The sequence below is a fragment of the Psychrobacter sp. AOP7-B1-24 genome, assembly GCF_052376215.1.
Lineage (GTDB): Bacteria > Pseudomonadota > Gammaproteobacteria > Pseudomonadales > Moraxellaceae > Psychrobacter.
Window position 1 is genome coordinate 1 of sequence record NZ_JBQSVL010000083.1, and the last position, 12,379, is coordinate 12,379.

The 12,379-nt window shown below is 42.7% G+C and carries 12 protein-coding genes; 5 read left to right on the top strand and 7 right to left on the bottom strand.

Annotated elements, in window-relative coordinates; genetic code table 11:
- Positions 1-599: TonB-dependent receptor domain-containing protein (locus ACT3QP_RS12720; RefSeq protein ID WP_444525758.1), on the top strand; the 599-nt coding region annotated here is incomplete at its 5' end.
- A gap of 190 nt (positions 600-789) precedes the next feature.
- Here ACT3QP_RS12720 and ACT3QP_RS12725 read toward each other — a convergent pair.
- From ACT3QP_RS12725 to ispF, 5 genes are all read right to left on the bottom strand, one after another.
- Entirely contained in the window at positions 790-1,749 is a 960-nt protein-coding gene (locus tag ACT3QP_RS12725; protein WP_192518596.1) for an AEC family transporter, read from the bottom strand.
- A 221-nt stretch (positions 1,750-1,970) separates the two neighbouring features.
- Positions 1,971-3,866, bottom strand: a complete 1,896-nt coding sequence (mnmG, locus tag ACT3QP_RS12730) for a tRNA uridine-5-carboxymethylaminomethyl(34) synthesis enzyme MnmG (RefSeq protein WP_444525759.1) — start codon at positions 3,864-3,866, stop codon at positions 1,971-1,973.
- Between the two features lie 278 nt (positions 3,867-4,144).
- Positions 4,145-4,675: a hypothetical protein gene (locus ACT3QP_RS12735; protein WP_444525760.1), complete on the bottom strand. Its 531-nt coding sequence runs from the start codon at positions 4,673-4,675 to the stop codon at positions 4,145-4,147.
- A 178-nt stretch (positions 4,676-4,853) separates the two neighbouring features.
- Entirely contained in the window at positions 4,854-5,204 is a 351-nt protein-coding gene (gene grxD, locus ACT3QP_RS12740; protein ID WP_192518599.1) for a Grx4 family monothiol glutaredoxin, read from the bottom strand.
- 139 nt (positions 5,205-5,343) lie between these two features.
- Positions 5,344-5,844, bottom strand: a complete 501-nt coding sequence (ispF, locus tag ACT3QP_RS12745; protein WP_444525761.1) for a 2-C-methyl-D-erythritol 2,4-cyclodiphosphate synthase — start codon at positions 5,842-5,844, stop codon at positions 5,344-5,346.
- Positions 5,845-6,224: 380 nt separating this feature from the next.
- Between ispF and mnmA the strand changes: the two genes are divergently transcribed.
- The 3 genes from mnmA (at position 6,225) to ACT3QP_RS12760 (ending at position 9,706) form a co-directional block, all read left to right on the top strand.
- Entirely contained in the window at positions 6,225-7,451 is a 1,227-nt protein-coding gene (gene mnmA, locus ACT3QP_RS12750) for a tRNA 2-thiouridine(34) synthase MnmA (protein WP_444525762.1), read from the top strand.
- Between the two features lie 93 nt (positions 7,452-7,544).
- On the top strand, positions 7,545-8,948 hold the full coding sequence (gene purB / locus ACT3QP_RS12755; RefSeq protein WP_444525763.1) for an adenylosuccinate lyase: 1,404 nt from the start codon (positions 7,545-7,547) through the stop codon (positions 8,946-8,948).
- 104 nt (positions 8,949-9,052) lie between these two features.
- A complete protein-coding gene (locus ACT3QP_RS12760) occupies positions 9,053-9,706 on the top strand; it encodes a DUF2238 domain-containing protein (RefSeq protein ID WP_192518603.1) in 654 nt (217 codons plus the stop codon).
- Positions 9,707-9,730: 24 nt separating this feature from the next.
- Here ACT3QP_RS12760 and ACT3QP_RS12765 read toward each other — a convergent pair whose 3' ends face one another.
- Entirely contained in the window at positions 9,731-9,916 is a 186-nt protein-coding gene (locus tag ACT3QP_RS12765; RefSeq protein ID WP_444525764.1) for an NF038104 family lipoprotein, read from the bottom strand.
- A 141-nt stretch (positions 9,917-10,057) separates the two neighbouring features.
- On the opposite strand from ACT3QP_RS12765, the gene ACT3QP_RS12770 reads away from it, so the two are divergent.
- Complete coding sequence (locus ACT3QP_RS12770) at positions 10,058-11,230, top strand: JmjC domain-containing protein (RefSeq protein WP_444525765.1); 1,173 nt, start codon at positions 10,058-10,060, stop codon at positions 11,228-11,230.
- Between the two features lie 105 nt (positions 11,231-11,335).
- On the opposite strand, the gene guaD is transcribed toward ACT3QP_RS12770, so the two are convergent.
- The coding region (gene guaD, locus ACT3QP_RS12775; protein WP_444525766.1) for a guanine deaminase at positions 11,336-12,379 on the bottom strand (1,044 nt) is incomplete at its 5' end.

The following is a 12,379-nucleotide window of genomic DNA, read 5'->3' on the forward strand; positions in this document are numbered from 1 at the left end:
ACTTAAGTGGTCTTGGTAAACTTACTTTAGCAACTTTGGACTTCTTTTTTTATCTTTTTTTGAGCCCTTATCCCGAACTGGGGTTCAGTATTAATGGTTTTTATAACGACATCAAAGACTTGATTCAGGTTGATGACGCAGTCATTGTGAACGGTATTGCTGTTTATAAATACATGAATGTTGAGAGTGCAGAAACTTACGGCGGTGACATCGGACTAAACTGGTGGATTGATGATAATGCTAAGCTCCAAGCAAACTATGCTTACATTCACACTCATAACAATACAACTGACAGTGAGCTCACCTATCAGCCAAATCATAAGGCCATGCTAGCACTTGATTATCAGATTAACGATCAGGTACAGCTCATTCCTCGTCTCAATTACGAATCAGAGCAGCTTATTGATACCAGTGACCAATCTTACTCACCATCATGGTGGACATTTGATACGAAGATTAATTATGACGCCACTGCAAACTTAAGCCTTTATGCTGCCATTAATAACATTTTCGATGTTCAGCGCGATGCGTTCGATGATAACGACTATAGTCCTCTTGATAACCGTGAATGGCTAGTGGGTGCCAGCTATCATTGGTAATAAAAATTAGCGACTATCCTGACCATCAGACAGCGCCTTCTTATATAAGAAAAAACCCAGTATCACGATTGCGATACTGGGTTTTTAATGATACTTGATCATCAAACCAGAACGTGTTGAACATTCGAAAAATTAGAATAACAAGGTCACTCTTACTTTTAGTACTTGGTATAAAAGTCGATATCAACTTTTACATCCACCCTAGCCCACGTAATATGGCTGCACCAACGGCCATTCCAAACATACCAACCACGGTGGTAAATGCTAAAATATTGGCTGCTAAGATCGCATTACCACCCATGGCTTTGGCCATTACATAACTGGCAGCCGCAGCAGGTGACGCCACCATCAAAAACAGCACACCCATATGCACGCCTGATAAACCAAATGCCAAGCCCACACCAATGGCAACCAATGGCGCAATGATAATTCGGCCAATACTGGCTTGCATAGAGAGCCCTGAGGGATGCAGCATCGACTTCATATCGATACTGGCACCTGCACAAATAAGGGCAAGCGGTAGTGCAACAGCGGCCAATAAATCACCCGTGGTATGAATCACACCAGTGAGTGGTGGTAATGGCAGGGCTTTATAAATAAAGGCACTGACCAGCGCTAAAATAAGGGGATTGGTCAGTAGCTTTTTACCTATCATGACGCTGCGGCTGTGCCAAGTATCATTCACACTCTTAGACACACGGCTCAGTGTAATCACCGCTAAGATATTAAATAGGATTGTCACCACACCCATATAAACCGCACCGATACTCAAGCCGCTCTCACCATAAGCGTTGGCCACGGTGGCTAGACCTATAATGGCCATGTTACTACGATATACGCCTTGCACAAAGACACCTTGGTCAGCAGGTTTGCTAACAAAGCACTTGGCGTAAATCTCTGCACCAATAAATAGAATAAAGGTGACTAAAATGCCTGCAATAATTAAGGTGATTTGCTTGGCATAATCAACATCACTATCAACCAGACTAAAAAACAGCAAACAAGGCAAACAGTAATTAAAAACAAAACTTGAAGCCTGATCAACAAAAACCTTACTTGCCTGTCCTTTTCTCTGCATAAAAAAGCCCAACCACATTAAGGCAAGGTTGGGTAAAACGATGGTAATGGCAAATACAATGGCATCAAGCATAAATAAGCTCAGTTCAGTGGTACGCCCATCATAATATGGACATCAGCGAGATAAATTAGCAAATAGTAAGACGTTTTTCTGACTTAGTATAGAGAGAATGCAGCAAGTAAGACAAGGTTACAGACTGCTTTCTTTTAATGAAGATTCTATTTTGAATAAATAAAGCCCATAACAAAAAATTGCTATGGGCTTTTAGACACTATTTATATAGCATGAAACTGCTATGACTCTAATGCTGCCTTCGCTTTTTTGTGTTTTTTGACTGTCATGGCTAGCAGCTGAATAGCGGCAGGTGTCACACCACTCACTCGTCCGGCTTGGGCTAAAGTCGAAGGACGAACTTGCGTGAGCTTTTGCACAATCTCATTTGATAAGCCAGATACCACACTATAATCAAAGTCCATCGGTAGCGCGGTGTTTTCTAGGCGCTTCATCTGATCAATGTCTTCTTGCTGACGATCAATGTAGCCTGCGTATTTGACAGAAATCTCAATCTGCTCGCCTACTTGCGTATCGACCTGCGAATCAGTGATGGCAGCGATATCAGCAAAATGAATTTGTGGACGCTTGAGCAAATCAAAAGCTGTCGCTTCTTTGCTAAGCACTTCTCCTGTCTGCTCAGCCACCTGTTTGCCTAGCGCGTTGCCAGGCGTTGCCCACATGTCTTTTAGACGTGACGTTTCTGAAGCGATGGCTTCCATTTTTTCTTGATATGCCTGCCAGCGCACATCATCTACCAAGCCTAGTTTACGCCCAGTCTCAGTCAAGCGTTGATCGGCATTGTCTTCACGTAACAATAGGCGATATTCGGCACGGCTGGTAAACATACGATACGGCTCAGTAGTACCATGAGTAATCAAATCATCCACCAATACGCCTAGATACGCTTCATCACGGCGCGGTGTCCACACATCAAACTCGCTGTTATCTCGGGTTTCTAGAGCGGCGTTTGTACCTGCTAACAAACCTTGCACGCCCGCTTCTTCATAGCCAGTCGTACCGTTGATTTGACCAGCAAAATACAAACCATCGATAGACTTGGTTTCAAGCGTTGGTTTTAAGTTTTGTGGATCAAAATAATCATATTCAATCGCATAGCCCGGACGAGTAATGTGCGCGTTCTCTAACCCTTTCATACTATGAATAAACTCTAATTGCACATCAAATGGTAAGCTGGTCGAAATACCATTTGGATATAGCTCATGCGTGGTCAGACCTTCTGGCTCGATAAATATCTGATGGCTGTCTTTGTCTGCAAAACGATGAATCTTGTCTTCAATCGATGGACAATAACGTGGACCCACGCCTTCGATTTTGCCAGAGAACATCGGTGAGCGATCTAAATTTTCACGGATAATGTCATGGGTGCGCGCATTGGTATGCGTGACATAGCAATTGACCTGCTCTGGATGCATAGACACATCACCCATATAGCTCATCACTGGTAGTGGCGTATCACCTGGCTGAACCGTCATCACACTAAAGTCAACGCTACGTGCATCTATACGAGCTGGCGTACCTGTCTTTAGACGCCCTACTGGTAGTTTTAGCTCACGCAAACGATCGGCCAACTTAATAGAAGGTTGGTCACCTGCTCGCCCACCTTTAGAGTTTTCAAGGCCAATGTGTATAACACCGCCCAAGAAGGTACCCGAGGTTAATACCACCGTTTGCGTTTTAAAAATGATACCCGTTGAAGTGACAACCGCTGTAGCACGGCCATTTTCGACCAAAATATCATCGGCCGCTTGCTGAAACAAATCAAGGTTTGGCTGGTTCTCTAATGTATGACGAATAGCGGCTTTATATAAAATACGATCTGCTTGCGCACGTGTGGCACGAACAGCAGCGCCTTTACGGCTATTCAATACACGAAACTGGATACCTGCTTTGTCTGTCGCCAGCGCCATCGGCCCACCTAACGCATCTATCTCACGCACCAAATGCGACTTACCAATACCACCAATCGCAGGATTACAGCTCATCTGCCCAAGCGTCTCGATATTATGGGTCAATAACAAGGTCTGCGCACCCATACGCGCAGCTGCCAGTGCAGCTTCTGTGCCAGCATGACCACCACCGATCACTATCACGTCGTAATGTTTTGGGTATTGCATATATGCCTCACTTGACTCATAACGTCACTATTGGCCAAAAACCATTACCACCAAAAAATCATGGTTAAATAATAGGATAATCAGCAAATAAACGTCAGTCGGGTTTAGAAAAGTTAACGACTTGAATAAGCCGTTAATTATTGATTAGATAACCCATCATTATAACAATTTTTTTCAACTTAAAAAACGTCACAGCAAAAACTATTAAAATTCAGTTATAAAATAATGCTCAGTTGCAAAGCCTATCTATCCATAAAGCCTGGCTATCAACATGGGTCTTACTTACCAGGGCTAAGTGGTACGACTTGATCTGACTGACCACTAGCAAGCATATGCTGACTGCCATAGCCTTCTGGATTGATTTGCAGGTACGCATTCATTTGACCAATCGCATCACCATCATCACTGGCTAAAATTTGCGCTTTAATCAACTCAACTGGCGGCAATGGCAAGTTTTTTAGTAATGCCAGACGCTGCTGGTTGTCGCCCTTGCTCACCACCAGCTCTATAAGCTGACGGGCGTCAATCGGTAAGTCAGGCGTGTTCTGAGCCAACAAGGCCAAATGATAAGCACCTGCAGCATCTTGATCTGCGACAATACGTTGCTCAATAGCAATATAAGTTGCTTCTGTCGCACCACCCGCCACACTAAGCTGATGAATGCATTTCAACGCTGAATATGGCTCATTAGCCGCTATCTCAATAATGCGTGTGGATTCGTTGGTTAAGCGTTCGCGACGTTTTTCAATTTCTGCTTGCTCGGCAGCTTCTGCCTCAATGGCTTGTTGCTCTATTGATTGATTACTCATAACACTCTCTTATTATTCGTATTTTTATGATGTTCAACACACCTTGTTCTTAAGTCATATATGGGGTCGAAATAGACAAAAACAATAAAAGCCCGAGCGACCACTGAAGGACTGGCTCGGGCTTTTATACATAACACTTATAAGCTTAACAAAAAATCTTAAATAAGCTATATAGCAACTAAGCAGCAGGACTGTTTGCTTCAATCAACGGCTTTAGCTCACCTGATTGATACATTTGTAAAATAATATCAGAACCACCCATTAGCTCACCATCAATCCACAGCTGTGGAAAGGTTGGCCAATTGGCAACTTTAGGCAAAGTCGCACGGATTTCTGGGTTCTCTAAAATATTAACAAACGCAAACGGGCGACCAATTTGAGTCAATACTTCAATAGAACGTGCTGAAAAACCACACTGTGGAAATTGTGGCGTGCCTTTCATGTAAATAATAACTTTATTGTCTTTAATTTGATCACGGATCAGCTGTTCAACATCGTTTGCAGCAGTATTTGGGGTTTGCTCAGTCATAAAAGCTCCTATTGATAAAGCGGTTCATTGAAAACAGTTATTTATATTAAAAATATAATTGAGTAAAGAGATGGCTGATACATGGGGTAGTCGTCACCATATTACAAGTATGATTATATATTGGTTAAACCAATAATGGTTAAACCTCAGCTATATGAGGAACTAATAATACCACGGCACTCGCCATGATGCCCTCTTGACGACCTGTAAAGCCCAATTTTTCAGTGGTCGTCGCTTTAACACTGATATTATTCACCGCTGTTTGTAAATCGCTGGCGATATTTTCACGCATGTCTTGACTGTGTGGCGCAAGTTTTGGACGTTCGCACATCACCGTAATATCAGCATTACCTAGCGTATAACCAGCTTCTTGTACCTTACCATAGACATAACGTAATAATACTCGTGAGTCCAAGCCAGCATGTTCTGCATCGGTATCAGGGAAGTGCTGACCGATATCACCCAGCGCAAGTGCACCAAGCAATGCATCAGCGAGCGCATGCAACACCACATCGCCATCAGAATGTGCCAACAGACTATGACTATGCGCAATAGGCACACCTGCTAATATGACATATTGCTGCTGCTGACCATTATTATGGAAAGCATGGACATCGATACCTTGACCAATTTTTATCATTATTATTCCAAATTAATTGAGCATGATTAAAATACTTCAAAACTACTATGGTTAGCTCGATATAATCCGGATACAGGGAAGCCAAGTCAAAGCACTACAAATAGTAGGCTGAGTGAGGCTGACACAGTATCCAGTTTATAGAGGATGAGCTATATCTGAATTTTTAAAGGTTTTTTGAAGGCAGTAAGCCGCCATAGGTCGCCACCAGTTTCAATTAACTGGTATAATATGACGCTTATTTTATCATAATACCGAATCCAAAAGATGAGGTGACAGTGTCAATTTGGTCAACTTACTAAATCTATTAGTTTTAGTAAGCAGTATCAGTTTGTAGGGTCATATCAAATTTTACATTAAGGTATAAATAGTTGAGCCGTCTTATGTCAGCCACCCAAAATACATCAAGCATACCCGTTTCTGATTCTTTCAGCGCCCAGCGTACTTTGACGCTTGCCGATATCGATAATCCTAGCAGCAAGCATGTGATTGTTGGTATGTCAGGTGGTGTCGATTCTTCTGTGTCTGCCGTCCTACTTCAGCAAGCAGGGTTTAAGGTAGAAGGCCTGTTTATGAAGAACTGGGAAGAAGATGATGGTACAGAATACTGTACAGCGATGGATGACTTAGCGGACGCACAATCAGTGTGCGATAAAATTGGCATCAAACTACATACTGCCAACTTTGCGATGGAGTATTGGGATCGCGTTTTTGAACACTTTTTAGCGGAATACAAAGCAGGTCGTACGCCAAACCCTGATATCTTGTGCAACAAAGAAATCAAGTTCAAAGCGTTTTTAGACTATGCCTTGACCCTTGGTGCTGATTATATCGCCACTGGTCACTATACCCGCCGCAGTGTAAATTATGAAAATGACAACGGCACTGAGGTTGCGCAGTTATTACGCGGTTTGGATAATAATAAAGATCAGAGTTACTTCTTACATGCGGTAGGTGGTGATAAGCTTGCCAAGACGCTATTTCCAGTGGGTGAAATTGAAAAGCCTGTTGTTCGTCAAATCGCTGAAGAACATGGCCTAATTACTGCCAATAAAAAAGACTCTACAGGTATTTGCTTTATCGGTGAACGCCGTTTCAAGGACTTTTTACAACAGTACTTGCCTGCCCAAAAAGGCGATATTGTGACCGACGATGGGCATACTATCGGTACTCATGATGGTCTGATGTATTACACCTTAGGTCAGCGTGGCGGTATCGGTATCGGCGGTGTCAAAGATCGTCCTGAGGAGCCTTGGTTTGTACTGGCAAAGAACTTGGACAAAAACCAATTGATCGTCGGTCAAGGACACGAACATCCAATGATGCTCAGTAATGAGCTGACGGCTTATAAAATGGATTGGGTAGATGGTTTGCCACCTAGCGATATTTTTAGCCTAAAAGGTTTACGCTGTATGGCTAAAGCACGCTATCGCCAGCCAGACCAAGCGTGTCGCGTTTTTGCGACAAGTGATGACGGAAGCGACGTCCGCGTTATATTTGATAAACCACAACGTGCCGTCACTCCCGGTCAGTCAGCCGTTTTTTATATCGATGATGTCTGTTTGGGTGGCGGTGTGATTGAATCTATCGATGCGCCATGTGGGTTTTAACTCACTCGATAGTCATCTAAATGGGCCACATCGTTTAATTTATTATCTTTTTTCTTTCATTTTTAATTCTCAACAACCATTTAAAGGATCATTATGACCACCTCTTTTTCTGCCTTGACAGCCCTTTCTCCAATCGACGGTCGTTACGCGTCTAAAGCCGACAGTTTACGTCCTTATTTATCTGAATTCGGTCTGATCAAAGCTCGCGTCACCGTTGAGATTCGCTGGTTGCAGTCATTGGCTGATAATAGCGCTATCGGCGAATTGGCAGCATTTGATGAAGCAACGAATTCTTTTTTAAATGCTATCGTTGATAATTTTAGTGAAGACGATGCGCAAGCCATCAAAGATATCGAAGCAACCACCAATCACGATGTAAAAGCAGTTGAATACTTTATCAAAAACAAATTTCGTGGTCAGGACGCACTCATTGATTCACTAGAATTCATCCACTTTGCTTGTACCAGTGAAGACATAAACAACTTATCATATGCGTTGATGCTAAAAGACAGCCGCGAGATTGTGGTTGCTAAAATGCAGCAAGTGACCGATAGCATCGTTGATTTGGCCATCAATCATGCCGAGCAGCCTATGTTGTCGCGCACACATGGTCAGACAGCCAGCCCAACGACCCTTGGCAAAGAAATGGCAAACGTGGCCTATCGCCTAGCCCGCCAAATCAAACAAATTGGTCAAGTTGAGCTATTGGGTAAAATCAATGGTGCGGTTGGTAACTATAACGCTCATTTTTCAGCCTATCCTGATGTAGATTGGCAATCACATGCTGAAGCATTTATCAATCAGCGTTTGGAGCTAACCTTTAATCCTTACACCACTCAGATTGAGCCACACGATTATATCGCTGAGCTATTTGATGCGGTCAAACGCTTTAATACTATCTTGATCGATTTTAACCGTGATATTTGGCAATATATCAGCTTAGGCTATTTCAAACAGCGTCTAAAAGATGGCGAAGTGGGTTCTTCTACCATGCCGCATAAAGTCAACCCGATTGATTTTGAAAACTCTGAAGGTAACTTGGGCGTTGCCAATGCCATGTTGGCACATCTGGGTGAAAAGCTACCAATTTCACGTATGCAGCGTGATTTATCAGACTCAACCGTACTGCGTAATATCGGTGTTGGTCTGGCACAAAGCATGATCGCTTTTGATGCTTGCTTGAAAGGCGTTGGTAAACTTGAACTAAATGCACAGCGTTTGAATGACGACTTGAACAATGCACAAGAAGTATTGGCTGAGCCGATTCAAACCGTGATGCGTCGCTACCGTGTGGAAAACCCATATGAGAAGCTTAAAGCATTGACCCGTGGTAACGCCATGACTCGTGAAGCGATGCTAACGTTTGTTGAAAGTGATGAACTGTCTACCGTGAGCGACGCTGACAAAGCACGCCTACGTGACATGACACCAGCGACTTATATTGGTAATGCCACTGAGCAAGCCCTTACCATTAAAGATTGGATTGCCAAGCTTTAACCACCATTAGCCATTCGACTAATTACTAGGGCGTGTTCTCATTTTTATCACTATTTTTAAAATGAGAACACGCCCTAATAGCAAGCAAAAAGTAAGTGAGCAAAATGCAGCGAAATTTTAAATCTGTGGTTGTCAGTACTGTTGCGGTATTCATCGTAATGGTGCTGGCAAGTATTGAGCCTCTAGAATGGTCAAGCTACCTACTACATCAGTTGGGTACCTTGATTTTTTTAGGGTTGATGCTGCTAGCCTATCGCTATTGGCATATTAGCTCGCGCGCCTATACCCTCGCTTCGATATTTCTATTCATTCATATTATCGGTGCGCGTTATCTATACTCATATGTGCCCTATGATGATTGGACACAGCTCATATTTGGCGTCAGCTTAAACGATTTATTTGGTTGGCAGCGGAATATGTATGACAGGCTAGTACATTTTAGCTATGGGCTTTTGCTGTTCAGTGCGATGGTTGAGAGCTCAAAATTTATCTTTAAGATATCATCCATCAAACTTTTGATAGCCATTGCGCTCATGGTTAACATGTCATCCAGTTTGCTCTATGAGCTATTAGAATGGGGAATCGCCACCACCTTATCGCCAGAAGCAGCAGAAGCTTATAATGGTCAGCAAGGTGATGTTTGGGATGCCCACAAAGACATGGCATTAGCATTACTCGGTGGACTTATTGCTGCAAGTACTCTTTTATACCAAACTCGTAACGAGACAATAGAATTAGAATCACAAGCAAATCGTTAATACAAACCATAAACGAACAACGAATTAGTCATCTTTATCTTCATCATCGCTATCACCCGGTATGATGGCTTTACCCACTGCAACCGTACCTTTCACCACACCTTTCGTGGTTTTGTAAGCGATTTTAGCAGGTACAGTCACAAGCTTATGTACACAGCCTTGTATTAAGAACACACTGGCAATAATGACGATAAAATGTAATTTTTTCATAAATTTCCTACCATTGATTGTATGCTCTGATAGTAATTATTATTAGCCATCAGATAGGTGATAATCATAAACTATTAAAACATTCCTATAAAGCAATCATCACCATTAATCTTATATCTATATAAAGACACGGATTTACTCATGAATTCTATACCTCTATGCTTGCCAGCCTCTATCACTGCTGAACAATTCCTAGCAGAATATTGGCAAAAAAAACCACTGCTGATCAAGCAAGGCTTGCCACAGCTGGTCGGCATGTTTGATCCTGATGATATGCTAGGCTTAGCGCTAGAAGAAGATGCTTCAGCACGCCTACTGACCCAGTCTGCAACCAAGACTGCTGGTCAACCACAGTGGCAGCTAAAAAAAAGCCCATTGACTGAAACAGATTTTGATAATTTACCTGAACAATGGACAGTTTTAGTACAGAATTTGGAACAATGGTCGCCTGAGCTGGGTCAATTGTGGCAAGCTTTTGAGTTTGTTCCGCAATGGCAACGCGACGATATCATGGTCTCATACGCGCCCGAAGGCGGATCAGTAGGCAAACATTATGACGATTATGATGTGTTTTTGGCGCAAGGTTATGGTCATCGTCGTTGGCAGTTGGGGAAATTTTGTGATAAAGACACTGAGTTTGTCGTTGATGAGCCCATCAGACTCTTTGATGATATGGGTGACATTATATTTGATGAAGTCTTAGAAGCAGGTGATGTGCTTTATGTACCACCTAAATTATCACATTTTGGCATGGCACAAGATGATTGTCTGACCTTTTCGTTTGGTTGCCGTCGTCCCAATTTGATGCAAGTCATCGATAGCATGGCTGATATCGCAACCAACGACAGCGATTTATTCATACCAATGTTATTGCCACAAGCGCTACAAGCATCAGGTGAGCTACAAGCTGACAGTATCGAAGCCATTAAAAACCAATTATTGCAAATGCTACAATCTGAACGTGGTGACAACATCATTCGTCAAGCAGTGTCTGAAGTGGTGAGCAAGCGTCAATATGATGTGCTCATACCAGAAGAAACGTTGAATACGGACGAATTGATGCAAGCCTTGGCTGAAGGCGCCACACTGCAAGCCGACTATAATAATCGCTTAATCTACAGCCAAACTGATGATGGCATCCTACTATATGCAAACGGTCAACGTATTGATGGCCTAGATGATACCGCAACGGCGGTATTGATACGCTTGGCCAGTGGCGAGCATTTAACCAGTCAAGATGTCGCGGGTGTTGACATAGATGATTTAAGCGAATGGCTAGAAAACGGCTGGGTTTGGATCGATTATCCTGAATAACGATACAACCCTAACAAATGAAGTATCGTTAAAAAACCATCACAAAACACGCTCAAAGTCTGTTTATTAAAGCTATAAATAGACTTTGAGTCGCATTTAAACGATCTATACAGTTATCGATTTTTTATAACGATTCACGCCGGCGATAACGGTCTGCTCAATTACCCTGTCATCTCCCATCATCATCAATACAAACAATTGCTCTTCAAGTGACTTGGTATGCGTCATGCGCCGCTCAAGCAACTCCGTACCACCCATATTTATCACAACAAAATCAGCTTCTTTGTTCGGCATAAAATTACCGATTTTATCATCTAGTAATAATGACTGAGCATTGCCTAATGTAATCTGGTACAACCCTTGATGGGCTGATAATGGGTTTTTCTGTAGTTGCTGAACTTTATAAGCTTCTGATAAAGTCGCCAGCATCGATAAACTGGTCCCTGCCCCTACATCAGTGGCGATACTCACGCCCGTATAACTCAAGGTTTTGGACAAATCGAACAGACCACTGCCCAAAAATAAATTGGAAGTTGGACAATGCGCTATTTGAGTGCCTGTATCGCGTAACACCTCATATTCTGAAGTCTCAAGGTAGATACCATGTGCCAATGTGGTTCGTCTACCGAGTAAGCCCATGTCGTGGTAAACGTCCAGATAACCTTTGTGATTGGGATACAGCGCACGGACAAAAGCGATTTCCTCAAGGTTTTCTGCCAAATGTGTTTGCAGATAAACACTATCGTAACTGCGGTATAGCTCACCTGTCATTTGCAATTGTTTTGGTGTTGAGGTAATTGCGAACCTTGGCGTAATGGCCACATGCTGACGCCCATGCTCATGCCATTGATCAATGATATTCTGCGTATCTCGTATACCTTGTTCAGTAGACACACAAAGATTCTCAGGTGCGTTTTGATCCATCAGTACATTGCCCGTAATCATACGCGTATTCAGCCGGGCACTTTCCGTAAAGAAAGATTCTACCGATTGCGGATGACTGGTCGAAAACACCAATGCACTCGTCGTACCGTTGGCAAGTAATTGGTTCAAAAAGAACTGTGCAGTATCATGGGCAACCTTTGCATCACCAAAATTGGCCTCAGTGACAAAGGTATAATTATTGAGGGGGCTGTAGTAGATAAGCAT

What these genes read in the sequence shown, in the direction of transcription:
- mnmG (WP_444525759.1), bottom strand. Translation starts at nt 3,866, where the DNA reads ATGCAATACCCAAAACATTACGACGTGATAGTGATCGGTGGTGGTCAT.
- grxD (WP_192518599.1), bottom strand. Translation starts at nt 5,204, where the DNA reads ATGACTGAGCAAACCCCAAATACTGCTGCAAACGATGTTGAACAGCTG.
- ACT3QP_RS12765 (WP_444525764.1), bottom strand. Translation starts at nt 9,916, where the DNA reads ATGAAAAAATTACATTTTATCGTCATTATTGCCAGTGTGTTCTTAATA.
- ispF (WP_444525761.1), bottom strand. Translation starts at nt 5,844, where the DNA reads ATGATAAAAATTGGTCAAGGTATCGATGTCCATGCTTTCCATAATAAT.
- purB (WP_444525763.1), top strand. Translation starts at nt 7,545, where the DNA reads ATGACCACCTCTTTTTCTGCCTTGACAGCCCTTTCTCCAATCGACGGT.
- mnmA (WP_444525762.1), top strand. Translation starts at nt 6,225, where the DNA reads ATGTCAGCCACCCAAAATACATCAAGCATACCCGTTTCTGATTCTTTC.
- ACT3QP_RS12735 (WP_444525760.1), bottom strand. Translation starts at nt 4,675, where the DNA reads ATGAGTAATCAATCAATAGAGCAACAAGCCATTGAGGCAGAAGCTGCC.
- ACT3QP_RS12770 (WP_444525765.1), top strand. Translation starts at nt 10,058, where the DNA reads ATGAATTCTATACCTCTATGCTTGCCAGCCTCTATCACTGCTGAACAA.
- ACT3QP_RS12760 (WP_192518603.1), top strand. Translation starts at nt 9,053, where the DNA reads ATGCAGCGAAATTTTAAATCTGTGGTTGTCAGTACTGTTGCGGTATTC.
- ACT3QP_RS12725 (WP_192518596.1), bottom strand. Translation starts at nt 1,749, where the DNA reads ATGCTTGATGCCATTGTATTTGCCATTACCATCGTTTTACCCAACCTT.